26 protein-coding genes are annotated in these 22,729 nt (G+C 35.4%); 21 read left to right on the forward strand and 5 right to left on the reverse strand.

Going from position 1 to position 22,729, the window contains the following annotated elements; all coding sequences use genetic code 11:
• Positions 1-4 precede the first annotated feature (4 nt).
• From ACEWK1_RS08480 to ACEWK1_RS08490, 3 genes are all read left to right on the forward strand, one after another.
• The gene (locus ACEWK1_RS08480; RefSeq protein WP_232273920.1) at positions 5-316 is read left to right on the forward strand and encodes an ArsR/SmtB family transcription factor; all 312 of its coding nucleotides are present in this window, start codon (positions 5-7) and stop codon (positions 314-316) included.
• A gap of 12 nt (positions 317-328) precedes the next feature.
• The gene (locus ACEWK1_RS08485) at positions 329-2,830 is read left to right on the forward strand and encodes a heavy metal translocating P-type ATPase (protein WP_416635961.1); all 2,502 of its coding nucleotides are present in this window, start codon (positions 329-331) and stop codon (positions 2,828-2,830) included.
• 108 nt (positions 2,831-2,938) lie between these two features.
• Positions 2,939-3,265, forward strand: coding sequence for a YnfA family protein (locus ACEWK1_RS08490; RefSeq protein ID WP_416635962.1), 327 nt, complete (start codon positions 2,939-2,941; stop codon positions 3,263-3,265).
• 134 nt (positions 3,266-3,399) lie between these two features.
• Here ACEWK1_RS08490 and ACEWK1_RS08495 read toward each other — a convergent pair whose 3' ends face one another.
• Entirely contained in the window at positions 3,400-4,122 is a 723-nt protein-coding gene (locus tag ACEWK1_RS08495) for a ZIP family metal transporter (protein WP_416635963.1), read from the reverse strand.
• Positions 4,123-4,480: 358 nt separating this feature from the next.
• On the opposite strand from ACEWK1_RS08495, the gene ACEWK1_RS08500 reads away from it, so the two are divergent.
• The 5 genes from ACEWK1_RS08500 (at position 4,481) to ACEWK1_RS08520 (ending at position 6,879) form a co-directional block, all read left to right on the forward strand.
• The gene (locus tag ACEWK1_RS08500) at positions 4,481-5,077 is read left to right on the forward strand and encodes a hypothetical protein (protein WP_416635964.1); all 597 of its coding nucleotides are present in this window, start codon (positions 4,481-4,483) and stop codon (positions 5,075-5,077) included.
• Positions 5,078-5,100: 23 nt separating this feature from the next.
• Positions 5,101-5,358 (forward strand): spore coat protein, encoded by a 258-nt coding sequence (locus ACEWK1_RS08505; protein WP_232273922.1) that lies wholly within the window; start codon positions 5,101-5,103, stop codon positions 5,356-5,358.
• Between the two features lie 164 nt (positions 5,359-5,522).
• On the forward strand, positions 5,523-5,972 hold the full coding sequence (locus ACEWK1_RS08510) for a MarR family winged helix-turn-helix transcriptional regulator (RefSeq protein ID WP_121662225.1): 450 nt from the start codon (positions 5,523-5,525) through the stop codon (positions 5,970-5,972).
• A 15-nt stretch (positions 5,973-5,987) separates the two neighbouring features.
• The gene (locus ACEWK1_RS08515; RefSeq protein WP_212138638.1) at positions 5,988-6,671 is read left to right on the forward strand and encodes a GNAT family N-acetyltransferase; all 684 of its coding nucleotides are present in this window, start codon (positions 5,988-5,990) and stop codon (positions 6,669-6,671) included.
• Positions 6,652-6,879, forward strand: coding sequence for a hypothetical protein (locus tag ACEWK1_RS08520; protein ID WP_416635966.1), 228 nt, complete (start codon positions 6,652-6,654; stop codon positions 6,877-6,879). The genes ACEWK1_RS08515 and ACEWK1_RS08520 overlap by 20 nt, the downstream gene beginning before the upstream one ends.
• An 85-nt stretch (positions 6,880-6,964) precedes the next feature.
• Here ACEWK1_RS08520 and ACEWK1_RS08525 read toward each other — a convergent pair whose 3' ends face one another.
• Entirely contained in the window at positions 6,965-7,756 is a 792-nt protein-coding gene (locus ACEWK1_RS08525; protein ID WP_212138637.1) for an SDR family oxidoreductase, read from the reverse strand.
• Between the two features lie 273 nt (positions 7,757-8,029).
• Between ACEWK1_RS08525 and ACEWK1_RS08530 the strand changes: the two genes are divergently transcribed.
• From ACEWK1_RS08530 to ACEWK1_RS08575, 10 genes are all read left to right on the forward strand, one after another.
• Positions 8,030-8,722 carry a response regulator transcription factor gene (locus ACEWK1_RS08530; RefSeq protein WP_212138636.1) on the forward strand — a complete coding sequence of 231 codons (693 nt, stop codon included), beginning with the start codon at positions 8,030-8,032 and terminating at the stop codon, positions 8,720-8,722.
• A gap of 136 nt (positions 8,723-8,858) precedes the next feature.
• A complete protein-coding gene (locus ACEWK1_RS08535) occupies positions 8,859-9,782 on the forward strand; it encodes an ABC transporter ATP-binding protein (protein WP_416635968.1) in 924 nt (307 codons plus the stop codon).
• Positions 9,775-10,524: an ABC transporter permease gene (locus tag ACEWK1_RS08540; RefSeq protein ID WP_416635969.1), complete on the forward strand. Its 750-nt coding sequence runs from the start codon at positions 9,775-9,777 to the stop codon at positions 10,522-10,524. Before ACEWK1_RS08535 ends, ACEWK1_RS08540 begins: the two co-directional genes overlap by 8 nt.
• Before the next feature lie 22 nt (positions 10,525-10,546).
• Positions 10,547-11,446: a sensor histidine kinase gene (locus ACEWK1_RS08545; protein WP_416635971.1), complete on the forward strand. Its 900-nt coding sequence runs from the start codon at positions 10,547-10,549 to the stop codon at positions 11,444-11,446.
• A 109-nt stretch (positions 11,447-11,555) separates the two neighbouring features.
• Positions 11,556-12,263 (forward strand): DNA alkylation repair protein, encoded by a 708-nt coding sequence (locus ACEWK1_RS08550; protein WP_416635972.1) that lies wholly within the window; start codon positions 11,556-11,558, stop codon positions 12,261-12,263.
• 269 nt (positions 12,264-12,532) lie between these two features.
• Entirely contained in the window at positions 12,533-13,015 is a 483-nt protein-coding gene (locus tag ACEWK1_RS08555; RefSeq protein ID WP_212138631.1) for a DUF2975 domain-containing protein, read from the forward strand.
• Positions 13,016-13,025: 10 nt separating this feature from the next.
• A complete protein-coding gene (locus tag ACEWK1_RS08560; protein ID WP_121662217.1) occupies positions 13,026-13,244 on the forward strand; it encodes a helix-turn-helix domain-containing protein in 219 nt (72 codons plus the stop codon).
• Positions 13,245-13,277: 33 nt separating this feature from the next.
• A complete protein-coding gene (locus ACEWK1_RS08565) occupies positions 13,278-14,072 on the forward strand; it encodes a DUF817 domain-containing protein (protein WP_251399974.1) in 795 nt (264 codons plus the stop codon).
• Between the two features lie 149 nt (positions 14,073-14,221).
• Complete coding sequence (locus ACEWK1_RS08570) at positions 14,222-14,707, forward strand: hypothetical protein (RefSeq protein WP_416635973.1); 486 nt, start codon at positions 14,222-14,224, stop codon at positions 14,705-14,707.
• Positions 14,704-14,832 (forward strand): hypothetical protein, encoded by a 129-nt coding sequence (locus tag ACEWK1_RS08575; protein WP_257536022.1) that lies wholly within the window; start codon positions 14,704-14,706, stop codon positions 14,830-14,832. Before ACEWK1_RS08570 ends, ACEWK1_RS08575 begins: the two co-directional genes overlap by 4 nt.
• 70 nt (positions 14,833-14,902) lie before the next feature.
• On the opposite strand, the gene ACEWK1_RS08580 is transcribed toward ACEWK1_RS08575, so the two are convergent.
• Positions 14,903-15,901, reverse strand: coding sequence for a hypothetical protein (locus tag ACEWK1_RS08580; RefSeq protein WP_180320422.1), 999 nt, complete (start codon positions 15,899-15,901; stop codon positions 14,903-14,905).
• Between the two features lie 294 nt (positions 15,902-16,195).
• On the opposite strand from ACEWK1_RS08580, the gene ACEWK1_RS08585 reads away from it, so the two are divergent.
• Positions 16,196-16,594, forward strand: a complete 399-nt coding sequence (locus ACEWK1_RS08585; protein ID WP_416635974.1) for a VOC family protein — start codon at positions 16,196-16,198, stop codon at positions 16,592-16,594.
• Positions 16,595-16,668: 74 nt separating this feature from the next.
• Here ACEWK1_RS08585 and ACEWK1_RS08590 read toward each other — a convergent pair whose 3' ends face one another.
• The gene (locus ACEWK1_RS08590) at positions 16,669-17,601 is read right to left on the reverse strand and encodes an alpha/beta fold hydrolase (RefSeq protein ID WP_416635975.1); all 933 of its coding nucleotides are present in this window, start codon (positions 17,599-17,601) and stop codon (positions 16,669-16,671) included.
• Between the two features lie 389 nt (positions 17,602-17,990).
• On the opposite strand from ACEWK1_RS08590, the gene ACEWK1_RS08595 reads away from it, so the two are divergent.
• Positions 17,991-19,997 carry a penicillin-binding transpeptidase domain-containing protein gene (locus tag ACEWK1_RS08595; protein WP_416635976.1) on the forward strand — a complete coding sequence of 669 codons (2,007 nt, stop codon included), beginning with the start codon at positions 17,991-17,993 and terminating at the stop codon, positions 19,995-19,997.
• Between the two features lie 118 nt (positions 19,998-20,115).
• On the opposite strand, the gene ACEWK1_RS08600 is transcribed toward ACEWK1_RS08595, so the two are convergent.
• Complete coding sequence (locus ACEWK1_RS08600; RefSeq protein ID WP_121662209.1) at positions 20,116-21,120, reverse strand: AraC family transcriptional regulator; 1,005 nt, start codon at positions 21,118-21,120, stop codon at positions 20,116-20,118.
• A gap of 213 nt (positions 21,121-21,333) precedes the next feature.
• On the opposite strand from ACEWK1_RS08600, the gene ACEWK1_RS08605 reads away from it, so the two are divergent.
• Positions 21,334-22,614, forward strand: a complete 1,281-nt coding sequence (locus ACEWK1_RS08605; protein ID WP_416635978.1) for a glycoside hydrolase family 1 protein — start codon at positions 21,334-21,336, stop codon at positions 22,612-22,614.
• Positions 22,615-22,729 lie beyond the last annotated feature (115 nt).

Below are 22,729 nucleotides of genomic sequence, written 5' to 3' on the forward strand. Positions count from 1 at the left end.
AGAAATGAATCTTGATACAAAAGTGAAGTTTTTACAGGGTTTTGCCCATAAAATCAGAATTCAAATTCTTGAGTGCATTAAAGATGAGGAAAAAACGGTATCACAAATCGTAACGGATTTAGAAGGTAATCAATCAAATATTTCTCAGCATTTGGCGTGTTTAAAAGGCTGTGGGTTAATTGTTGGAAGACAAGAAGGAAAGTATATTTTTTATAGTATAAGCAACCAGCAAGTAAGAGATTTATTAAAAATGTTCGATAACGTTCTAGAAACCGTACAAAATGACGTTGCTTGTTGTGAAAACCATATCGTTTAGGGCGTGAGAGAAATGTCAGACAAATGTTGTAGTTCCAAAGAGAAAGATAGAGTAGAAGATAGAGAATCTACAAGTTGTTGCAGTGGAGATTCCAAGGTGGAGGAAACAACAAGCTGCTGTAGTAGTAACACAAAAGTCGTAGAAAACACCACTAGTTGTTGCAGCAGTAATAAGGAAGGCAGTACAAATCAAAACACTATTATAAAAGGGGAAAAAGCTGAATACCGTATTTACGGTATGGATTGCCCATCATGTGGTTTAACGATTGAAAAAGGTTTAAGAGGCTTAAAAGACATTCAAGAGGCAAAGGTCAATTACAATACAGCAAAGCTGACAGTCGTTGGAATGAATCACTCTGCTTTTGACAAAATTGAAAGTGAAGTGAGAAAGCTAGGATTCACAGTCGAACCGTTAAAGCAGAACAAAAATCTTCGAATATATAACGTCGAGGGCATGGACTGTGGAAGCTGTGCTAAAAGTATTGAAAAACATCTTAACACAATTGCTAGTGTGAAAGATGTGAGTGTTAACTTTTCGACGGGAAAAATGAAGGTTGAGCACGAAAACAGTGTAGATGATATTATTTCTGAGGTTTCTAAAATTGGCTTTAAGGCATCCCTTAATTCTAATGATCGTCAATCTAATCAAACACCTCAAAAGAAAGAAGGATATGGGTACATTACCCTTTCTGGGATATTAATCTTACTCGGTTTTATTGGATCTTTCACGGGTATTTCAGGTCTAATGGCCACAATCTTATATGCTGCAGCGATGTTTATAAGTGGCTATAAACCTGTTAAAAGCGCGTTTTATTCGATTAAAAGTCGTTCTTTAGACATGAACGTATTAATGTCTGCTGCAGCAATTGGAGCGGCACTTATTGGTGAGTGGCTAGAAGGAGCAACTGTTGTTTGGTTGTTTGCTTTAGGAACCACTCTACAAAATATGTCGATTGAGAAAACAAGAAATTCGATTCGTAACTTGATGGATTTGGCACCTTCTGAAGCTTGGATTAAAGTAGGATCAGAGTTAAAGAAAAAGCCAGTAGAAGAAATATCGGTTGGAGATATTCTTGTTATAAAACCTGGTGAGAAAATTCCGTTGGATGGAAAAATTATCAAAGGTGAGTCCAGTATCAATCAGGCGCCTATTACGGGCGAATCAATTCCAGTTGATAAAGAAACAGGAGACACCGTTTATGCAGGTACAATAAATGAAAATGGATCACTTGAAGTAAGTGTAACCAAGTTAGAAGAAGACACAACAATCGCGAAAATTATTCATTTGGTAGAGGAAGCACAAGAACAAAAAGCTCCTACACAAGCGTTTGTGGATAAATTTGCAAATATTTATACACCAATTGTCTTTCTATTAGCATTAGTTATTATGGTGCTTCCTCCTTTATTTGGTTTTGGAACCTACGGCGAATGGTTTTACAAAGGCCTTGAGATATTAGTTGTAGCTTGTCCTTGTGCACTGGTCATTTCAACGCCTGTTGCGATTGTTTCAGCCATTGGTAATGCGGCTAAAAACGGGATTCTTATTAAGGGCGGAACATTTTTAGAAAGAGCAGGTAGTATTACAGCGATCGCCTTTGATAAAACAGGAACATTGACTGAAGGAAAGCCAAAAGTTTCAAACATTAAATCGTTTACTACCTCAGAAGAAGAATTATTATCTATTGCGTTAACATTAGAAAACTATTCAACACATCCGATTGCAAAAACAATTGTTGAATACACAACTAACAAAGGAATTCAGCCTAAAGAAGCAGAAGCGTTTAAAAGCATCGTCGGCAAAGGTGTTCAAGCAACTATTAACAATGAGATATTCTACGCGGGTAATGCTAGGCTTTTTGAGGAACTAAATATTCCATTAAATACAGTTTTTTCTGAAGTGAGGGATATTCAAAGCAAAGGAAAAACAGTAGTAATCATTGGTACACAGCACGAAATTCTAGGAGTTATTTCGGTTGCTGATACAATTCGAACTACCACTGTGAATGCATTAAATGGATTAAAGCAAGTAGGAGTTAAAGAAGTTGTCATGCTTACCGGTGATCATGAAGGGACAGCGAAAATGATTTCTAAAGAAGCTAGTGTTAGCCGTTATTTTGCTGAGCTATTACCTGAAGATAAAGTAAATGCAATTAAGCAGTTACAAAAAGAAGGTCATAAGGTAGCCATGGTAGGAGATGGCATTAATGATGCACCAGCACTTGCAACTGCAGATTTAGGAATTGCTATGGGCGGAGCAGGCACAGATACTGCGATGGAAACAGCAGATATAGTGTTAATGGCAGATAATCTTGAAAAGCTTCCACACACAATTCACTTAAGTAGAAAAGCATTGGCCATTATCAAACAAAATATTTGGTTTTCGATTATAATAAAAGTCGTTGCTTTAGTCTTAATTTTTCCAGGTTATCTAACACTTTGGTTAGCTGTATTAAGTGATACTGGAGCCGCAATTATCGTTATTTTAAATGCTTTACGTCTCTTAAAGGTTAAATAAAAATGGTAAACTTACAAAAAAGCACATTTCTTGTGGGATGTGCTTTTTACTTATTCAATTAAATTTCATGGTTTATACCGTTAAAGAATTAAGTAAGGAGTGTTAAAAATGATTAGTGCACTATTGCTGTTTATTCTAGCAGGAATTGCTGAAATTGGTGGAGGGTATTTAATCTGGTTGTGGTTAAGAGAAGGAAAGCCTTTCTACTGGGGAGTAGGTGGAGGGATAGCTTTGGCTTTATACGGTGTTATTGCAACTTTTCAATCCTTCCCATCATTTGGAAGAGTGTATGCAGCGTATGGAGGTGTGTTTGTGATTCTGTCTGTCCTATGGGGATGGGGAATTGATAAAAAAACACCTGATGTCTATGATTGGGTTGGTGCGGGGATATGTTTAATAGGAGTTTCCGTGATGTTACTTGCACCTCGTCATTAATATTGATGTATTCAGATAGTCTCCCTCAAAAGTAGGTGACTCTTTAACATAAATTCAAATAAGAGCATTCCTTGTACTTAGGATGCTCTATCCTTTTGCTTGAATTTAATTTGTATAGTAATACTTATTTGAACCTACCTGAAAAATTCCGTCAAACAAATCATTGTAATAAATCCAAAAATAAAGGTAATAGTTGACGCTCTTTCATTACCATCTCCATGACTTTCTGGAATTAATTCCTTGTAAACTACAAATAACATAGAACCTGCCGCAAACGCTAATCCATATGGTACAACAGGTTGAAAGAATTCACCAAATAAATAACCGAACATTCCCGCAAATAATTCTATTAATCCGGTCACAGCAGAAAACAAAATAGCTTTCATGCGATTTATACCTTGTGTAACCAAGAATAAAGCTACTAAAAAACCTTCTGGAATGTTTTGTAAACCTATTGCAAAGGCAACTAAAGATCCTACCTCAACATTACTACTTACATTAGATATTCCAACAGATAATCCTTCTGGGAAATTATGAATCGACATAGCGATCATAAATAATAACACATGAGCTTGTCCTACGGGATGTTTAGAGTGGTCTAAATCCGTGTGAGGAATTACACTTTCTATTAAAGTAAGAACAAAGGTACCTATTAAGATACCAATAACTAAAGTCGTAATATCTGAGAGCTTTATAGCAGATGGAATTAACCCATATGATGAAGCCGCAACCATGATCCCAGCCGTAAAAGCTAATGTCACATCTTTTCCTTTATGTGAGATGTTTTTAATAAACAAAACTGGAAGAGCTCCAATGCTTGTACAAATGGAAGAAACAACGATAGGCAAAAGGGACATAGATCATCCTCCGATATGGTAATTGCTATATATTATGACTGCACCTAGAGGAAAATGTTATTTATTGTAAATTAGATTACGATTAGGTTTTGGTTCCCAGTTTTTTTTTAAAAAAAGGTTGCCCGCTCGGTAAAAAATTTATTGAAGGCGAGGGTAAATTTAATCATTTTTAGACCTATAGTATTTTAAATTGGTAGTAGAAACTTAATATCCAGTCAATTACATTGGATGCATTTTAAATATGAATTGGTGCCTATGTGTCATGAAAGTATTCTTTCTAGGTATTCACACAATTTTCCAAGTACAAGTTTATAGACGAATGTCCAATGAATAGGATGAAATTGACAAAAATCTAGGAGTGATTTTTTTGTATCCAACTCATGAGCAGCTATATTGGCAGGGGATCTATGAACAGGATGATTGTTCGTGTAATGGGGTCTATCAAGCAAGTGATTTTTCTTATAATACTTATGATCCAAGACAATTTATGCCAGGTTTTCCTAGTTCACCGCCTCCTTTCACATCCCCGGGTCAGGGGACACCAGGAGCACCGCCAATGTCACCCCCAGGTTTAGGAACACCAGGAGCACCGCCAATGTCATCCCCAGGTTTAGGAACACCAGGAGGAGCGCCAATGTCATCCCCAGGTTTAGGAACACCAGGAGCACCAACATCACAACCAGGTCAAGGAACACAAGCAGGACCACCATCATCACCACCGCCATCTTTTGTACCTCAACAAACACAGCAAGCACAAGCATTTGCGGTGGACCCAGGTAGTATTAGAAGATGTTTGTTTAGATTTACTTATGTGTGGCTAAGCGGTAATCAACAATTTTGGTTTTATCCAATCTTTATCGGTCAACAATCGATTTCCGGGTACCGCTGGACCGGATTTAGATGGGTATTTTTCGGTATAAGCTTACGGCAAATTCAATCGTTTACCTGCGTATAAGGACGTAAATGAAAGGGAGGATTATGAATATGATGACAAATTACTATTATGATAATGATCAGTTATATCTATCAGATGAAAGATTTGGTTTTGGTAGACCCGGATTTGGTTTCGGTCGCCCGTTTGGATATGGGTACGGAAGACCTGGTTTCGGTTTTGGAAGACCGTTTGGATTCGGTTTTGGATTTCCGTTTTTGACTGGTTTAGCAGCGGGAGCCTTGTTAGCACCACGACCGTTATTTTATCCATACCCACCATATCCTTTTGTGCCATATTATTGATAATGATGCTTGTAAAAGAGCTTTGTCTGAAAGTAGGCAGAGCTCTTATGTTTTATTGACGTAAGTAGGTGGAAGTCCTCATGATACATACATATTGACAAAGAAATATTTCGCGTATATAAATAGTTTATATACATAAAGTGTTGTGGAGGTATCTCATTGCAATGGAACGTGAAATGTATGTGAGAGAAGCATTTGAATTTCTCTCTAAGGTGAATTCAAAAATGGTCATGGAATTTAACTCATTATTTAATCATGAAATTACACAAAAACAGCTTTTAATTCTACAAATAGTTCGAGATGCTGAAAACATAACAGTTAATGAAATCAGCCAACAAACGGGATTATCTTTAAGTTCAGTTAGTCAACTTATTGGAAGACTAGAAAAAGAAAACTATTTAAAGAGGGAAGTAAATATCAACAATAGAAGAGAGGTCTTTGTATCTCTTGATAGCGAAGCGGGTCTTTTATTTGAAAACTATAATAGAGTAGACAGCTATCTTATTGAGAAATATTATTCGGAATTTTCCCTAGAGGAAGTAAAGCAATTTAGGAATCTTGTAAAAAAACTTTACAATGTTATGGAGCAAAAAGGGGAAGAAAATAGAGAATGATGGGGGAAATTGTAAATGGGAGCTTTAGAATTTGTTTGTGATTACAAGGAAAAAGATGACTTGAGACACAGCTTCAATGAATTAGCAAACAGCATTTTCGGTATTACTTTTGAAAGCTGGTATGAAAATGGGTTTTGGACGGAAAAGTATATTCCATTTTCATATACTGATGGAAATAAGGTGGTTGCTAATGTTTCAGTTAATCTAATGAACATGCTAATAAATGGAGAAACTAAGCGGGGCATTCAGATAGGGACGGTTATGACTCATCCTGATTATCGCAATAAAGGACTTTCGAAAAGATTAATGAACAAGGTATTGGAAAAATATGAAGACTTATATGATATCATGTATTTATTTGCAAATCATTCAGTATTGGACTTTTATCCGAAATTTGGGTTTAAAAGAATAGAGGAAACACAATTTATTTCTAACATCGTTAATTCACATCATACTGAAATAGAAAGTACTGATTTTAAAAAGTTAGATGGTAAGAATATAAATGACCTACAATTTATCTATCAATTTGCTAAAAATCGATTACCTATTTCAAATGATTTTGCAGTCATGAACACAGAGGAGCTGCTATTATTCTACTGCCAAAATGCTTTCCTAAATGATATTTATTATTTAGAAGAAGAACAGGTAATTGTTATTTTCAAAATAACCGAAGAAGAAAATGAACTCCCATATTTATGATGTGATTAGCCAAAAGGAAGTTGACCTATTAAAGATCGTAAAATATATCTCGGTGGAATCTATAAAGAAAATTTACTACCATTTCACTGTTGATGGTTTACATACAGAAAAGAAGACATTTAACGGAAGTGAAGTCTTATTTATTCGTTGCGAAAAAGAAATGAATCTCCCCAAAGAACTAAAGCACCCTTTAACTTCACAAGCATAAGTGGGACAAAGGGACAGGTTTTCTGTCCCAGTTAAATAGAATCACTAGAAAAAAAGGGTAGTGGGACAGTGAACCTGTCCCCGTGTTATTTTAATAAAGATTCAGCTCCATCAATAAAAATCTCCGTTCCTGTAATATGTGATGATAGGTCGGAGGCCAAAAATGTTACTAAGTTAGCAACTTGTTCCGAATTCCCTGGACCATGTTCAAGTGGTTGATCTCCTTCAGGATAAATAATAGGAATTTCCACTTCTTTTACATCAGGGGAGTGGTGAATCGATTTTTGGATGTTTGTTTCAATCGCACCTGGACAAATCGCGTTTACTCGAATTTTATAAGATGCAAGCTCTAATGCAGCCATTTTCATAAAAGCAAGTTGTCCTGCTTTTGACGTACTATAAGCGGTAAACCCAGCTTGAGAGAAAACACGACTTCCACTTACAGAGCTTGTAATAATGATGCTACCACCATTTTCTTTCATATAAGGAATCGCATGTTTCACGGTAAGAAAAGTACCTTTTAAATTTGTGTTGATCGTGCGGTCCCAGTCATCCTCATTCATCGTCTCAATTGGAGCGAGTTCTCCAGCTATACCTGCATTGGCAAATAAAATATCCATATGACCCCAATGATCGTGCGCCGCCATCATTCCTTCTTTTATATCTTTTGATGAGTTAATATCACATTTTTTCGCTAGGGCATTGCCACCAGCTTCCTCAATTTGTTTCTTTACCTTATTTACATGTTCTACATTCACATCTAATAAACATACATTTGCACCTTCACTTACTAAACGGAACGCAGCCGCACGCCCCAATCCGGAACCAGCGCCAGTAATAACAGCTACTTTATTCTTAAGGTTATGATTGCTTAACATACCTTTTTCCTTTCTTATTTTTACTAGTATCTTTTACAGAATTTTTAATGAGTAAACCTAACGTTTCTACTTCTGGGTATATTAGGAGGTTTCCTATATGTGCCGAATGGGACAATGAACCTGTCCCTATGTCTCATTCCAATTATGAAAAAATAATAAAATTTAAGAGCGTTTGATATTTTTTTATGTTATTTTCATAATGACAAGAACAGGGTTGACCACTTTCTAATTTGAGTGGTTAGCCATTTTAACAAAATGGTGAGGATGAACGAGATGAATGGTTCAGTAAATATTTTAGTGATTGAAGATGATGAAGATATTAATCGATTACTTTGTAATATTATAAGCAAAAGCGGTTATACTCCTAAACCGGCTTACTCAGGAACAGAGGCAATGATTTATTTCGAAAGTCAAAAATTTGATATGATCTTGATTGATTTAATGCTCCCTGGTATGTCTGGTGAAGAAATTCTTAAGATAGTGACAAAAGAGAGTCATGTACCAGCCATTATTATTTCGGCAAAGTTAGAAACACAAACAAAAATTGATGCACTAAGAGCAGGTGCGGACGACTATATAACAAAACCCTTTGATATTGAAGAGGTTTCTGCCAGAATTGACTCTTGCTTACGAAGGTATCGTAGATTATCAGATTTGCCAATAACGAAAGAAATTCACTATAAAGATCTTGTTATGGATACAGATGCAAAAAAAGTCTATGTGAATAAGATAGAGTTAAAATTAACAGCACTTGAATATGAAATTTTGTTTTTATTAGTATCCTCCCCAAAGAAAGTGTTCACGAAAGCCAACTTGTTTGAAAGTGTTTGGAATGAGGAGTTTTATGGAGATGAAAATACAGTTAATGTTCATATGAGTAATATAAGAAGTAAACTTTCTAAAGCAAATCCGAATGAAGAATATATCGAAACAATTTGGGGAATGGGCTATAGACTTAAAACTTAAGTTTTTCTTAAGATTTATCTTAAGCTTTTCTTATGTTTTCCTTCTTATAGTAAAGCTATGTTCAGTTTAAAAGAAAGTTCTAGATAGAATACCCTTGAATTCTTTTGAACAGGATGAAGGAAGGAGGAAAAAGTTTATGAATGATTATGTTCTAAAAACCAATTCTTTATCTAAAAAATACCATAAAAAAATGGCACTTAATCATGTCAATGTATCTATTAGAAAAGGGTACATTTATGGATTTATCGGGCAAAATGGGGCTGGAAAATCAACACTCATTCGTCTTGTATGTGGACTAGCCTATCCAACAACAGGAAGTATTGAGTTATTCGGAAAAACCAATGAACAAGAGTTGATTGAAGCAAGAAAACGAATCGGGACAATTATTGAGGGACCTGCTTTATATCCGAATATGACAGCTGCAGAAAATTTAGAAGCGCATAGGCTCCTTAAAGGCATACCTGGGAAGGAATGTATTAATAAAACACTCACTCTAGTAGGTTTACAAAATACCGGGAAAAAGAAAGCGAAGAATTTTTCATTAGGGATGAAACAGCGACTTGGCCTTGCAATTGCACTACTTGGAGATCCTGAATTTTTAATTCTTGATGAGCCTATTAATGGACTAGATCCAATGGGTGTTGTCGAAATGAGGGAATTATTAAAAAAGCTTAACCAAGAATATGGGATTACGATCTTAATTTCAAGTCATATACTAAGCGAACTTCATTTATTAGCATCTCATTATGGAATCATTCATAATGGAGAACTAATAGAGCAATTATCAGCTGAAGAACTAAATGAAAAATGTCAGCAATATTTGCATATTAAGGTTGATAATCCAGATAAAGCAGCAACTGTTATTGAAAGACATTTTGGAACAAAGAATTTTGAGGTAATGCCAGACGGAACAATTAAGCTATTTGCCTTTGTTGACACCCCAGGGGAAGTATCTAAAGCTCTCACAAACGAAGATTTGGTTATTGAACAATTTATGCCAATGGGTGAGGATTTAGAAACCTACTTTACTCATCGGATTGGAGGTGTACAACATGGGTAATCTGATCAAATCAGAAGGCTATAAATTAAGAAAAGATCGCGCATTTCAGTTACTAACATGGATGTTAATTGCTATTTCTTTTTTGTTTCCTCTATTAGAGTTTGATAGAGAAGGTTCAGCTCTGCCGATTGTTAATGACTATTATCGAAATGAAATTCTTGGTGTTCACACGAATATTGTTAAGCTTATTCCAAGTATATTAGCAGGTTTCTTTATTACAAGCGAATACTCAATGGGAACAATGAAAAGCATCGCTTCTTCCGGTAATAGCAGGCTGAGAATTTATTTTGCTAAGTTAGCGATGTTTTCAGTTGGAGCAATCGTGATTTCATTAATATTACCGATGATCATGACAGGTGCTAGTGCTATATATTTTGGTTTTGATGACATGCCTGAATGGACATATTATCTTCAAACGATTGGATTAATTATTCTTTATTCAGCAGCATTTGCTTCAATCATGGCAGTCTTTTCGATTCTGTTTACCGACAGTGGTAAAACAATAGGTTTCCTACTTTTGTTTTTTATGTTCGTAGATTGGCCACTTCAGGTTTTAGCAGCTAAAGCTCCATTTTTTGAACCAATGATTAGTCATTCTGTATTTAAGTTAGTGTATGATATTGTTGTCATCGATCAGTTGAAGGGTACTGAGGTTCTAATTATTGTCGTGATTCCAATTTTGACATTTGTAGCTTTCGGACTTATAGGTAGCTTTATTTATCAAAAAAAGGAAATTAAGTAAGAAAGAAAGGTGGGTGAGATGTATGCTGTATGTAATGATTTTCTTTATTTTTAGTTTCGTATATGTTCTCACCCGTCTAGTTTTACTAAAAAAGGAAATCAAAAGTTCAACGAGACAACTTAATGAACTAAACAAAGATAAAACAGCAACGAAAGTAACGATTAGCTATTTTGATAGAGATTTTGAGAAACTCGCAAAGGAAATAAATAACCAAATCGATTTAACTAAGAAAGCTAATGCAGAAAAACGCATATCTGAAAATGAGTTAAAACAGGCCATTTCCTATATATCACATGATATTCGGACACCAATGACTTCGATATTAGGTTATATTCAATTATTAGAAGCAGATAACATAGCTCCAGAGACTAGAAAAGAATATACAAGTATCATAAAAAATAGTGCTGGAAGATTAAAGGTTTTACTAGAGGATTTTTTCGAGCTTTCGATTATAGAACAAGTAGATTACCCAGTAAAGATTGAAAAAATGAAATTAAATCATGTGATAGTAGAGGTATTAGTAGGATTTTACGAAGAATTTCATAAAAAAGGTCTTGAGCCAATCATAAAGATACCCAATGATGATATGATTATTATCACAGATTCTTCTGCTGTTAAACGTGTGATTGAAAATTTAGTTGTAAACGCGATCAAACATTCAAACGGACAAATATCTATAAGGCTTGAAAAGGCTGATTCATCCATTAAACTAACCATTAGTAACTCAGTAAGCAACTTAAATGAACTAAATGTACAACATATGTTTGACCGATTTTACAAAGCAGACCAAACAAGAACTGAAAAAGGCACAGGCCTCGGTCTACCAATCGCAAAAAGTTTAATGGAAAAAATGAATGGTACTCTAACAGCTGAATTAAAGGAAAATCAATTGTTTATGCAATGTGTTTGGTACATAACATAATAATTAGCTGAGCTGCCTAATACGAACAGGATATCAAAATAATTGTAAAGAATGTAAAGTGAAAAGGTAGAAAAAAATTGCAGTATAATGTGAAAGGGAGTGTAAAGCAGTGGAATTAGAAACAGTTATGCAGGAGCTAGAAGCGCTCGGAACGGAACGAACTAAAAAAACTTACATAGGTAATGGGGCAAAAGAGCCTCTTTTTGGTGTGCCTACAGGTAAAATGAAACCGCTCGCAAAGAAAATCAAGAAAAATCAGCCTTTAGCTGAGCAGTTATATGCTACAGGGAATTATGATGCCATGTATTTTGCGGGTGTTATTGCCGATCCCATGACAATGACTGCGGATGATCTTGAACGATGGATAAAAGACGCCTATTTTTATATGCTATCTGATTATGTGGTTGCCGTTACACTAGCTGAAACGGATCTTGCCCAAGAAGTTGCTGATAAATGGATTGCAAGCGGGGAAGAACTTAGAATGTCAGCAGGCTGGAGCTGTTACTGCTGGCTCTTAGGAAATCGTCCTGACTCTGAATTTAGCCAAGATAAGATCACAAATATGCTTCATCAAGTGGAAAAAACAATCCATGATTCTCCTGCTCGTACGAAGTCTTCCATGAATAATTTTATTTACACTGTCGGGATTTCTTATTTGCCGCTACATGAAAAAGCAGTTGAAACTGCAAAGTCTGTTGGGTCAGTTGAAATAAAGCGAGACAATAAAAAAAGCAGTGTTGTGAATGCATTTGATACTATTCAAAAGGAAATTGATAAAGGAAGAATAGGATTTAAACGAAAATATGTAAGATGTTAGTATACCATACTATGGTTGCTAAAAATCATCAAAAACTGGTCACTTTTGTGGACCAGTTTTTTTATGGGACAAAGGGACAGGTTCCTTGTCCCATAATCACACAATTGATGAAAAAAATGTAACTCCCGTAACAGGAACGAGAACGCCTATTTTTTGGGACAACGAACCTGTCCCCATGCCCTTCCCCATGCCCTTTAATAAATATTTATTGTAAATCGATAAATATTATGTTAAATTCAATATGAAAACAATTATGTGAGGTGTGTTTTATGAAACTAATGTCAACACTTTTTCTGAAAATAGCAGTTATTTTATTGGGATTACCGGTACTTGCTATATGCATTTTTTTGGTGCCTGAGTTAGGGGATGTTTCGGCAGAACTACTGCCTGATATTGCTTTTATTAAATATCTCGTTTCCACCATTTTTTACGCATCTGCATTACCTTATTTCTTTGCGTTGTTTCAGGCTTTTAAACTTTTACAATATATTGATAAAAATGAAGCTTTTTCTGATTTGTCTGTAAAAGCCCTAAGAAAAATCAAATATTGTGCCATTACGATCAGTGGGTTGCATGTGCTAGTGTTACCGCTTTTCTATCTATTTGCGGAAATCGATGATGCCCCAGGTGTTATCTTTGTTGGATTAATTGTTCCATTTGCTTCGATGGTAATTGCAGTCTTTGCTGCTGTTCTTCAAAAACTGTTAAAAGAAGCGATTGATATAAAATCAGAAAATGACTTAACGGTTTGAGGTGATAAATATGGCAATTATTATCAATGTTGATGTGATGTTGGCTAAAAGGAAAATGAGCGTAACAGAGCTATCGGAGCGAGTTGGTATTACAATGGCGAACCTATCGATCTTGAAAAATGGAAAGGCAAAAGCCATTCGCTTATCAACTTTAGATGCAATTTGTAAGGCGTTAGATTGTCAGCCCGGCGACATTCTAGAATACCGAAATGATGAAGAGAACGATTAAATAGGAGAATTTTAAAAATTGGAGGCAGCGAGTATGAGAGCACTAAAACAGCTTGTTCGTTTTGGCTGGGAGCAGGCATTATCTTGCTTGTTTCCTATCGTTATTTTTGCCTCTTTGGCTATTACACAAGTTGTTCCACTTCCTTTTATTCCACGTTATGATTGGCTGCTTATTATTTGTCTTTTCATGCAGTGGGGGATGGTACGTTCTGGACTGGAAACAAAGGATGAGCTAAAGGTAATCACAGTATTCCACTTTATTGGACTTGCACTTGAACTATTCAAAGTACATATGGGTTCATGGTCTTATCCTGAAGAAGGGTATTCGAAAATCTTTGGAGTTCCTTTGTATAGTGGATTCATGTACGCAAGTGTAGCGAGTTATCTTTGTCAGGCATGGAGAAGACTTAATGTTGAACTCGTAAAGTGGCCACCGCTTGCGGCAGTTGTACCACTTGCAGCTGCGATTTACTTGAATTTTTTCACTCACCACTTTTGGCTGGACGTTCGTTGGTGGTTATCTGGACTTGTAATCATTGTCTTTTGGCAATCATGGGTTTTTTATGAAATAAATGGGACTCGTTATCGCATGCCAATCGCACTTTCTTTTGTTCTTATCGGATTTTTTATATGGATAGCAGAAAACATCGCAACCTTCTTTGGAGCCTGGAAATATCCAAACCAAACTGAAGCTTGGAGTCTCGTCCACCTAGGGAAGGTGAGTTCATGGCTTTTATTAGTGATTGTTAGTTTTCTTATCGTAGCAACGTTAAAGCAGGTGAAGGAGAAGAGAAAGGATGATTCCCGTCAATCTTTTAGCTTTAATTAATAAGAATTGTTCAATATGACATGTCCCCTAAACCAGGATATGTCTTTTTTACAAGTTACTACTTTTGTACTGTTTATACTAAGTTACATGATCAAAATGTTATTTGGATATGCTAAATAATATTGAAAAATGTAAGGTTGGTGATAGGCATGACTTCAAAGAAACACAAACTATTCAATTTATCGATCATTGTCATCCCATGGTTATCTGTACTATTTATAGGTAAGCAAAGTTTGAAGAGATATTCTTTTTCGAGTGCATTAATAGGTATGTATGAGATTGTTAGTCATATCAATGGACGTAGAAAAAAGTACTGGACCTTTTATGATAAGCCAAAAAAATTTGTAAGAGATGAGCTTCCTTTTGATGTTGGTCCATACATACCAGCTTCAATGTGGATCCTTAAGTATACATATGGAAACTTTAAAAAGTTTGTTTTTGTAAATGCTATTTTTAACGGATTATTCGCTTATCTCTTTATTCCATTTCTTCACAAAATAAAAATCTTCCGCTTGAATCGATTAAGCTATCCTAAATTCTTTCTATATATTCACTACAAAGCGTATTTGTTATATGGAGTACAATATTTAATAGAAAAAGTAAGAGGAGCAGAAGGAGGAGGTGAAAAAGTATGAAAACAAAAGAAAAGTTCCAAGAGGGAGCAAAAGTAACTGCAGATAACCAAATCTTTGGTACTCCTAACAGCAATGCTAAAAATGGCACTGGTGACTCACCAAATGACAATGTTCGTAAAAAATAAAGGGACACCGGGACAGGTTCATTGTCCCGGTGCTTAACCTGGGACAATGAACCTGACCCCTCGTCCCACCTTATGCAAATCGATAGTAAATTAACAAGAAAGTTGATAAAACAAAAATGAAATTTAAGAAAACAAAAATCATTTGATCCCATCTTGTTTTATGAATTTTAATCGGAGGTTGATAGAAGGATACGCCTTCAATAATAAAGATAACAAGAATTACGTGAATCATTGCATGTCCAATTACTTCGGTAACTCCAAATAGCATGGTTGTGAGAACAAAAACAATTGTCACAACCAAACCTAATAAACGATTTAAAATCCCAATGACTAACAAATATCCTATTAAAAATTCGATAAATGCTGCCAACACTGTGAATGAAACAGGATCAAAGTCAAATGTAGGCACTCCATGGTGATGAATAATATCCAAAGTCATTGTAGGATAAACCCATTTTTCTACCGCCACCCAGCATAGGCTTAAACCAGTTCCTAAATATAAAAAAGGAAATCCCCAGTTTTCAAATTTTGTATGTCCAATTAAAAGTACCCCAATAATTGCAATATAAAATCCATAATCTAGCATATGAAACCAACCTGTATTGATCCAAATATAAGAAAATAAAACAAACATCATTGTCGCTCCAAGCTTTGTCGCGTAATGAGAAGGAATCACTAAAGCTCCAATCGTCATCCACATGAAGATCATTTGCCATGTATGTTCGATATGAAATTCTGGTGCAAACATCGTCCCACTAATTACTTGGATCGTTAAACATAGGGCCGTACCGTATTTTAAAATATACCTTGAGTATCTTCGCCAATCAGATAACATTGTGTCTAATTTCTTAGCAAAAGGAATGACTAGCAATTTATCCATTATTTGTGGTAGTAATGCTAAAATAACTGCACTAAGTAATGCAACACCTATGAATAAAGGTGATAAGATCTGTTCAATTGAAATTTTCTCAGGCTCTAACTTCGTAAACCACTTCACATGTGCTCCTACAAAGCTAGGTGTTAAAAATATCATGATGAAAAATAAAATGGATAGAAATGACTTTTTCATTTGTAAATCTCCTCTGATGTAAAAAATATAATTCATTAGAATGATAAACTGATTATAGCTTGTAGGCTCAGAATGAAGATGTGACAAAAGTCACTCGAACAGGGACAGGGGGACAGGTGCTTTGTCCCTGTTCAGGAAAATGGTACCAGTACTCAGAAGAGAGTGTAACGTTTTATATCTAATAAAAAAATGTTTACAACTAAAGTAGTAGGAGAATTTCAGGCAAATGATCGTAATGATATTTATTCATTAGCTTTATTATTATGATATAAGAATTTAAGAGGAGAGAGTAATATGAAAAATTTCGTCCAATTTCGAATAGCAAGACCAACGGATAAATTCGAGGAAGTGATCACTTTTTATGAAGTAGGTTTAGGTTTAAAAAGAGTAGGTTCATTTGAAAATCATGATGGGTATGATGGAGTAATGTTTGGATTACCTGATGTAGACTATCATTTAGAGTTTACTAGGCATATGAAAGGTAGTCCATGTCCCGCGCCTACAAAGGATAATCTGCTTGTATTTTACCTACCTGAAGAAGATGAAATACAAGTTGTGAAAAATCGATTATCTTCACTTGGATACGATGAAGTTGAACCAGAAAATCCTTATTGGAGGGATAAAGGAGTTACCATTGAAGATCCAGATGGATGGAGAATTGTTTTAATGAATTCAGAGGGGATAAGAGGGTAGAGGGACAGGACACTGTCCCGTTTCTCTAAGACAACGATTCTAATCCTCACGTACTAAAGTAAGTAGTAAAAATATTATTCTCCTAAAACAGCATTCATAAAATCTATGATTCCATCCTCAACTTCATCCCTAATATCCCTGTAATTATGGATTTCATGTCTATAGCCAGAATAAACCTTCGTTTGGACTCTATGACCAGTTTCTCCCAACCAATTAGATACGGCATAAACACCCTCACCATAGAGGCCAACCGGATCTTGATCTCCGGCAATAATGTAAACGGGAATGGAGACGGGGACTTTTTTTGCCCACTGTGTCCCAACAATAGTTTCCATCATCATACCGAAATAATACAATGAACGGATATTTGGCGGTGATGTAAAGTTATTGAATGGGTCATTCGCGTGGTCGGCAACCACGTCAGGATCACCGGCAATCCAATCATTTGGTGTAGAAGGATTTTCAATTCGCTCTGTCATCCAACCTAAAAATTCTCCTAACAAATCAGGGTTAATTTCTTCACCTTTTCCTTCATCTATAAGCTTCTTCAACAGGGGGACCATTTCAGCTGCTTTTGGAAAAACACCAGAAGTTCCACATAAAAGAAGTCCGGCCATTCCTTCTCCATAAGTAGCGGCATAACCTCTAGCAATCATAGACCCCATACTATGTCCAAACATGAAAAAAGGTAAATCAGGATACTTCTCCTGGACAATAGTACGAAGTGTATGTTCGTCTTCTGCCATTGTCATATACCCTTTATCTCCCCAATCACTCCAGTTACCTGAATCAAAGGCTGTTTTTCCGTGAGCCACATGATCATCTGCTGCTACGATGAATCCAGCTTCATTTAATTTCAAAATCATGTGCAAGTATCGTCGCGAATGCTCACCAAAACCATGGACAAGCTGAACAATTCCTCTTGGCTTGCGAATAGGGGTGTAAATCCATGCCTTAATATGATCTTTTCCGTTAAACGATTGGAAACTTAGTTCTTCAAATGCCATAATGAGCCTCCTAGTTTTGGTATAGTAGTAGATTTTTTTCTACGAAAACCACAAGTAGACACACTACATAATTTCTTAGTCGTTATCTAGTGTGTCTCCGGGGTCTCTTCACATTTATTAACTTAAATAAAGTATAATCGTGGAATGATAACGCTGTCAATTAATTGGGGAAGTGGGAATGACTGTTTTTAACTTGTTTTTTATCAAATTTAAGATTCCTATATAAATGATGAAATATGATTCCAACTACAATATTAAGTAATAATAATATTGTTTGTATTAATTTTGCTGAAAAGCAAAAATTACCTTCCCATTTGTACTAATTTTAACCAATATAAGATAAAATGAATGGACTAGTATCATAATGGCTAATTTTAGGAGGGAATCTCTTGAACAAGAACCATCCGTTTATTCCATTGTTTATAACGATAACTGTTTGTTTATTGATTATATCTGGATGTTCCAACAGCGATAAACAACAAGAAACGTTTGATCAGTTTTCAAATCTATTATCAAATCAAAAATATGATCAGTTATACGGTTTATTATCAACCGAATCGAAAAGAACAATAACAAAGGAAGAATTTGTTGAAAAATATACGAATATATACTCAGGTATCGAAGCTGAAGATATAAGCGTGAGTAGAATAGAGAAAGAGCATGAGGAAAACGTCATTCCGTTTTCTATTAACATGAACACGGTTGCGGGAGAGGTGAGTTCATCGTCTTATCAGTTACCTTTAGTAAAAGAAGAAAAGGAATGGAAGATTACATTTAATGAAAGCTTGATTTTTCCCACAATGAAACCAGGAGATAAGGTTAAGGTACGTACGATTAAAGCCTCAAGAGGCAGTATTCTTGATCGGAATGGACACCAAATTGCGAAAGATGGAGAAATCAAAACAGTTGGTATCAATCCAGAGGTTTTTGATAAAAGCAATCGAGAAGGGAAAATAAAGGAGCTTGCAACAATTTTAGACATAAATGAAGAAAGAATCGTTAAAAAATTAGAGCAAAATAAAAATCCAAAATATTTTGTTCCAATAGTAGATATGATGCCAGATAATGAAATTTTGAATACATTACAAGATAGAGGTGCTGATGGTATTTTTATAAACAATAAAACGTCAAGGACCTATATCAATCACAAAGCTTTCGGACGTCTACTTGGATACGTTGGAAGTATTACCGCCGAGGAACTGGAAAAGAACAAAGAAAAAGGATATAGTACAACTTCGCTTATTGGAAAAGCTGGTCTTGAGCAAGTATACGAAGATACATTAAGAGGATTTGATGGAGTAGAGATTTATATAGTAAGAGATCAAGAAAAGGTAGAAACAATTGCAAGTAAAGAACCACAGCATGGGGAGAATATTACATTAACAATCGACTCGAATTTACAAAGTATCATCTATGATGAAATGAATGAAGAGAAAGGGTCAGCAGCAGCTGTTCATCCAAAAACCGGAGAAGTCCTTGCTTTAGTCAGCTCGCCTTCGTATAACTCAAATCGTTATACAACATATGTAACAAATGAAGAACAACAAAGTCGAGAAGAAAGTGATTTCGCTGATGAAGTGAATCGATTTAGTAAACTCTATTCACCAGGATCTGTTTTTAAATTAGTGACTGCTACGGCGGGACTCGAGAGGGGAACAATTGATCCGGAGAAGCAAATTTCGATCAACGGCCGTTCCTGGCAAAAAGATTCTTCCTGGGGGAACTATAGTATAACAAGAGTAAATACTCAATCCTCTGTGAACTTAAAAGATGCAGTAAAATATTCAGATAATATTTATTTTGCTATGAGTGCTCTAGATTTAGGGAGCGATACATTGATTTCAGGTGCTAAAAAATTTGGTATTGGAGAGCCATTAGAAATGGGTTATCCATTGGGAGATAGTCAAGTTTCAAATAGTGAAAGCATTAAAAGCGACATCCTTCTAGCTGATTCGGGATACGGACAGGGAGAAGTATTGGTTACAACATTAAATATGGCCCTTGCTTATAGTGCATTATCCAACGATGGAAATATTATGGCACCATCATTACTTCAAGAAGAAAATCAAAACATAAAAATTTGGAAAGAATCAGCTATAGCTTCTGCCCATCTCTCTACTTTGCAGCGTGCCTTTACGGCTGTTATCAATGAAGAGGGGGGAACAGCTAATGATGCAAAAATATCAGGAATTACTTTAGCTGGAAAAACAGGAACCGCCGAAATTAAAGCATCTCAAGTTGATGAAAATGGAACGGAAAACGGCTGGTTTATTGCAACAGATTTAGAAACTGCTAAAATCTCTCTTGCAGTAGTCCTTGAGGATGTAAAAGAGAGAGGTGGCAGTCATGCAACCTTACCTATTATTAAAAATACATTATCAGATTATTTAAAATAAAGTGATACAATAAATGAATCAAAAAAATTCCCTACACTATATAAGTGGGGAATTTTTATATTATATATACAATCACAAAATGAACAATGCATAGACTTACAAACAAAAGCTGGGACAATTAACCTGACCCTTTGTCCCAGCTGTGTTGTTTTCGGTAGTCACTTGGAGTCATGTCGAAAATTTGTTTAAATTTTTTGTAGAAAAAAGTTACGCTTGAGTAGCCTACTTCATCAGCGATTTCAGGGATTGGTAAATTGGAGTTTACGAGCATCAAGCCTGCTTTGCTTATTTTTTGAAGCTGCAGGAGGTCTTTGAATGATTTTCCAGTTCCTTTTTTTAATAAGTTAGATAAATAGTTTGGATGGAAATTAAAATGCTTTGCCATTGAAGTTAATGTGCAATCTTGATAATTCTCCTCAATGTACTGCAAAAAGTCAATCAAAGTATAATTATTTGAATTCGGTATGTGAGTATGACGTTGACTAATTTCATCCTCGCGAATCAGTTCTGAGAACAAAATCACTAGATACGAGTTAATAATTTCATCAGAATAAATCCTTTTATGAAAGTATTCCCACACAATATTATTGACTACTTCAATAATTTTTTCTTTTTTTCCACTGTTAAATAATAAATAGCGGTTTGACTCTCGACTTTCCATTAATAAATCAACAAGAAATATAGAGATAATACTGCTCGAGGAAAGTCTACTTAAAAAACTAGGAGATAAATAGTCTTTTTTTAATGTAATGCTTAAAACGATATCATCTTTACTAGTAGCTTCCACAGTATGAGGTGTATTTTTGTCAATCATAACAAGAGTTCCTTCTGTTAGAGGAATAATTTTATTATTAATCACAGTATTGCATTTGCCTTTGAAAACATAGGTAAGTTCGATGAATTCATGAACATGAACAGGGATCTCAGAAGAAAAAGGTTGTTGCGTAATAACAATGCTATCCTCAATAAATGTATTTTTCATCGCATCGATTGTGTAATTATATAGATAAACCTCTTTACCATCTATTAAAATGGTCTTTGCAGGTATGAGTTCTTCAATTTCTTCTCTTCTTTTAGTAAATTGCCTATCCATTAAAAATTCAGTTAATTCCATTTCTATCATTGTCTCCCCTCGACAATTATCCAAGCCTTAGCTTAAGACATTTTTATCACTACTTATTACCTAAGTCAAGAAAGGATTTGAAGCTTAAAATAACTTTCTCACAAAAGTTATTATGAATCTTTGAAATGAGCAATGAATATCTTTTTTTCTAACATTAAGAGTTGTGTAATAAATTGATAAGATAGGAATCAAATAGAGAATGAGGTGAAATTTATGGAGCATCGTTTTCCACATAATTTTATATGGGGATCAGCAACGGCAGCATATCAAGTAGAGGGAAATAACGTTAATAGTGATTTTTGGGCGGAAGAGCATGCAGAGGGCTCTCCTTATAAAGATAAATCAGGCGATACGATTGATCATTACAGATTATATAAAAAGGATATTGAATTAATGGCTAGTTTAGGATTGAAAGCCTATCGTTTTTCAATTGAGTGGGCGCGAATTGAGCCAGCAAGAGGGCAATATTCACAGTCTGCAATCGAACATTATCGAAATGTTTTAGAAACTTGCCATGCACATGGATTAACTCCAATTGTAGCTCTTCATCATTTTTCTTCACCGCAATGGTTAATGAGATTAGGAGGATGGAATAGCCCTTTAGTTCCTGAGCTTTTTTCTAACTACTGTGAAGTGGTGATGAAAGAAATAGGACACTTAATTCCTTATGTGTTAACGATGAATGAAGTGAATTTACCCGTCATGCTAAAGGAGATTTTCTCAAAAATAGGATTTGTTCCTCTTGTTGGAATTGATAGAGATTCATGGGTTGCACCAAAGTGGAGACAGTCTGCTGCAACGTTATGCGGTGCAGATCCTAGTCAATATTTTACGTTTCACATGATTTCAGATGAAGAATCGATCAATCTCATGAAAGAAGCACATAAACAATCTCGGGCCGTTATTAAAAAAGTTCAGCCAAATGTTAAAGTTGGATTCTCGATGGCACTCCCTTTTATTGATTCAACTCCAGGTGGAGAATTAATAGCAGAAGAGAAGTGGGGGAATTATTTCCGCCAATTTTTAGACATGATGAATGAAGACGATTTTTTCGGTCTACAAAATTATACTCGTGAAATCTATGGACCAAACGGACAAATACAACCAGATGAAAACACTGAAACAACGCAAATGGGATATGAATACCATCCTGAAGCTTTAGGGAAAGTTGTGGAAGAAGTAGCAAAATCTATTAATATTCCAATCATGATCACAGAAAATGGAGTTGCTACTGCTGATGATAAAAAGCGTGAAGAATTTTTAGAAAGAGCACTAAATAGCTTGCATGGCTGTCTGGAGAAAGGCATTGACGTGATCGGTTATCTCCATTGGTCAACCTTTGACAATTTCGAGTGGCAATCAGGCTATGGCATGCAATTTGGATTAATTGAAGTCAATCGTCACACACAAGAAAGACTCCCAAAGAATAGTGCGTATTATCTAGGAGAAATCGCAAAAGAAAATAAATTGGTCACGAATGTGAAAGTCCGATAAATTTAGGGGCTTTTTAATAAATTGAAAAATATTTAAAGGTATAATGGTGCTCTTTTAGAGTCATTATACCTTTTTTCATGTTCAGCAATCAGGCCAGATTGACGAACAATACCTG

The sequence above is a fragment of the Metabacillus sp. YM-086 genome (assembly GCF_048059995.1).
In the GTDB taxonomy this organism is placed as follows: domain Bacteria; phylum Bacillota; class Bacilli; order Bacillales; family Bacillaceae; genus Metabacillus; species Metabacillus litoralis_B.

Bases quoted from the DNA above. Each gene is read 5' to 3' on its own strand.
- ACEWK1_RS08590 (WP_416635975.1), bottom strand. From the start codon at position 17,601: ATGGCATTTGAAGAACTAAGTTTCCAATCGTTTAACGGAAAAGATCAT.
- ACEWK1_RS08495 (WP_416635963.1), bottom strand. From the start codon at position 4,122: ATGTCCCTTTTGCCTATCGTTGTTTCTTCCATTTGTACAAGCATTGGA.
- ACEWK1_RS08565 (WP_251399974.1), top strand. From the start codon at position 13,278: ATGAGAGCACTAAAACAGCTTGTTCGTTTTGGCTGGGAGCAGGCATTA.
- ACEWK1_RS08530 (WP_212138636.1), top strand. From the start codon at position 8,030: ATGAATGGTTCAGTAAATATTTTAGTGATTGAAGATGATGAAGATATT.
- ACEWK1_RS08480 (WP_232273920.1), top strand. From the start codon at position 5: ATGAATCTTGATACAAAAGTGAAGTTTTTACAGGGTTTTGCCCATAAA.
- ACEWK1_RS08520 (WP_416635966.1), top strand. From the start codon at position 6,652: ATGAACTCCCATATTTATGATGTGATTAGCCAAAAGGAAGTTGACCTA.
- ACEWK1_RS08535 (WP_416635968.1), top strand. From the start codon at position 8,859: ATGAATGATTATGTTCTAAAAACCAATTCTTTATCTAAAAAATACCAT.
- ACEWK1_RS08570 (WP_416635973.1), top strand. From the start codon at position 14,222: ATGACTTCAAAGAAACACAAACTATTCAATTTATCGATCATTGTCATC.
- ACEWK1_RS08490 (WP_416635962.1), top strand. From the start codon at position 2,939: ATGATTAGTGCACTATTGCTGTTTATTCTAGCAGGAATTGCTGAAATT.
- ACEWK1_RS08540 (WP_416635969.1), top strand. From the start codon at position 9,775: ATGGGTAATCTGATCAAATCAGAAGGCTATAAATTAAGAAAAGATCGC.
- ACEWK1_RS08605 (WP_416635978.1), top strand. From the start codon at position 21,334: ATGGAGCATCGTTTTCCACATAATTTTATATGGGGATCAGCAACGGCA.
- ACEWK1_RS08525 (WP_212138637.1), bottom strand. From the start codon at position 7,756: ATGTTAAGCAATCATAACCTTAAGAATAAAGTAGCTGTTATTACTGGC.
- ACEWK1_RS08560 (WP_121662217.1), top strand. From the start codon at position 13,026: ATGGCAATTATTATCAATGTTGATGTGATGTTGGCTAAAAGGAAAATG.
- ACEWK1_RS08555 (WP_212138631.1), top strand. From the start codon at position 12,533: ATGAAACTAATGTCAACACTTTTTCTGAAAATAGCAGTTATTTTATTG.
- ACEWK1_RS08505 (WP_232273922.1), top strand. From the start codon at position 5,101: ATGAATATGATGACAAATTACTATTATGATAATGATCAGTTATATCTA.
- ACEWK1_RS08545 (WP_416635971.1), top strand. From the start codon at position 10,547: ATGCTGTATGTAATGATTTTCTTTATTTTTAGTTTCGTATATGTTCTC.
- ACEWK1_RS08510 (WP_121662225.1), top strand. From the start codon at position 5,523: ATGGAACGTGAAATGTATGTGAGAGAAGCATTTGAATTTCTCTCTAAG.
- ACEWK1_RS08485 (WP_416635961.1), top strand. From the start codon at position 329: ATGTCAGACAAATGTTGTAGTTCCAAAGAGAAAGATAGAGTAGAAGAT.
- ACEWK1_RS08580 (WP_180320422.1), bottom strand. From the start codon at position 15,901: ATGAAAAAGTCATTTCTATCCATTTTATTTTTCATCATGATATTTTTA.
- ACEWK1_RS08585 (WP_416635974.1), top strand. From the start codon at position 16,196: ATGAAAAATTTCGTCCAATTTCGAATAGCAAGACCAACGGATAAATTC.
- ACEWK1_RS08600 (WP_121662209.1), bottom strand. From the start codon at position 21,120: ATGATAGAAATGGAATTAACTGAATTTTTAATGGATAGGCAATTTACT.
- ACEWK1_RS08575 (WP_257536022.1), top strand. From the start codon at position 14,704: ATGAAAACAAAAGAAAAGTTCCAAGAGGGAGCAAAAGTAACTGCAGAT.
- ACEWK1_RS08515 (WP_212138638.1), top strand. From the start codon at position 5,988: ATGGGAGCTTTAGAATTTGTTTGTGATTACAAGGAAAAAGATGACTTG.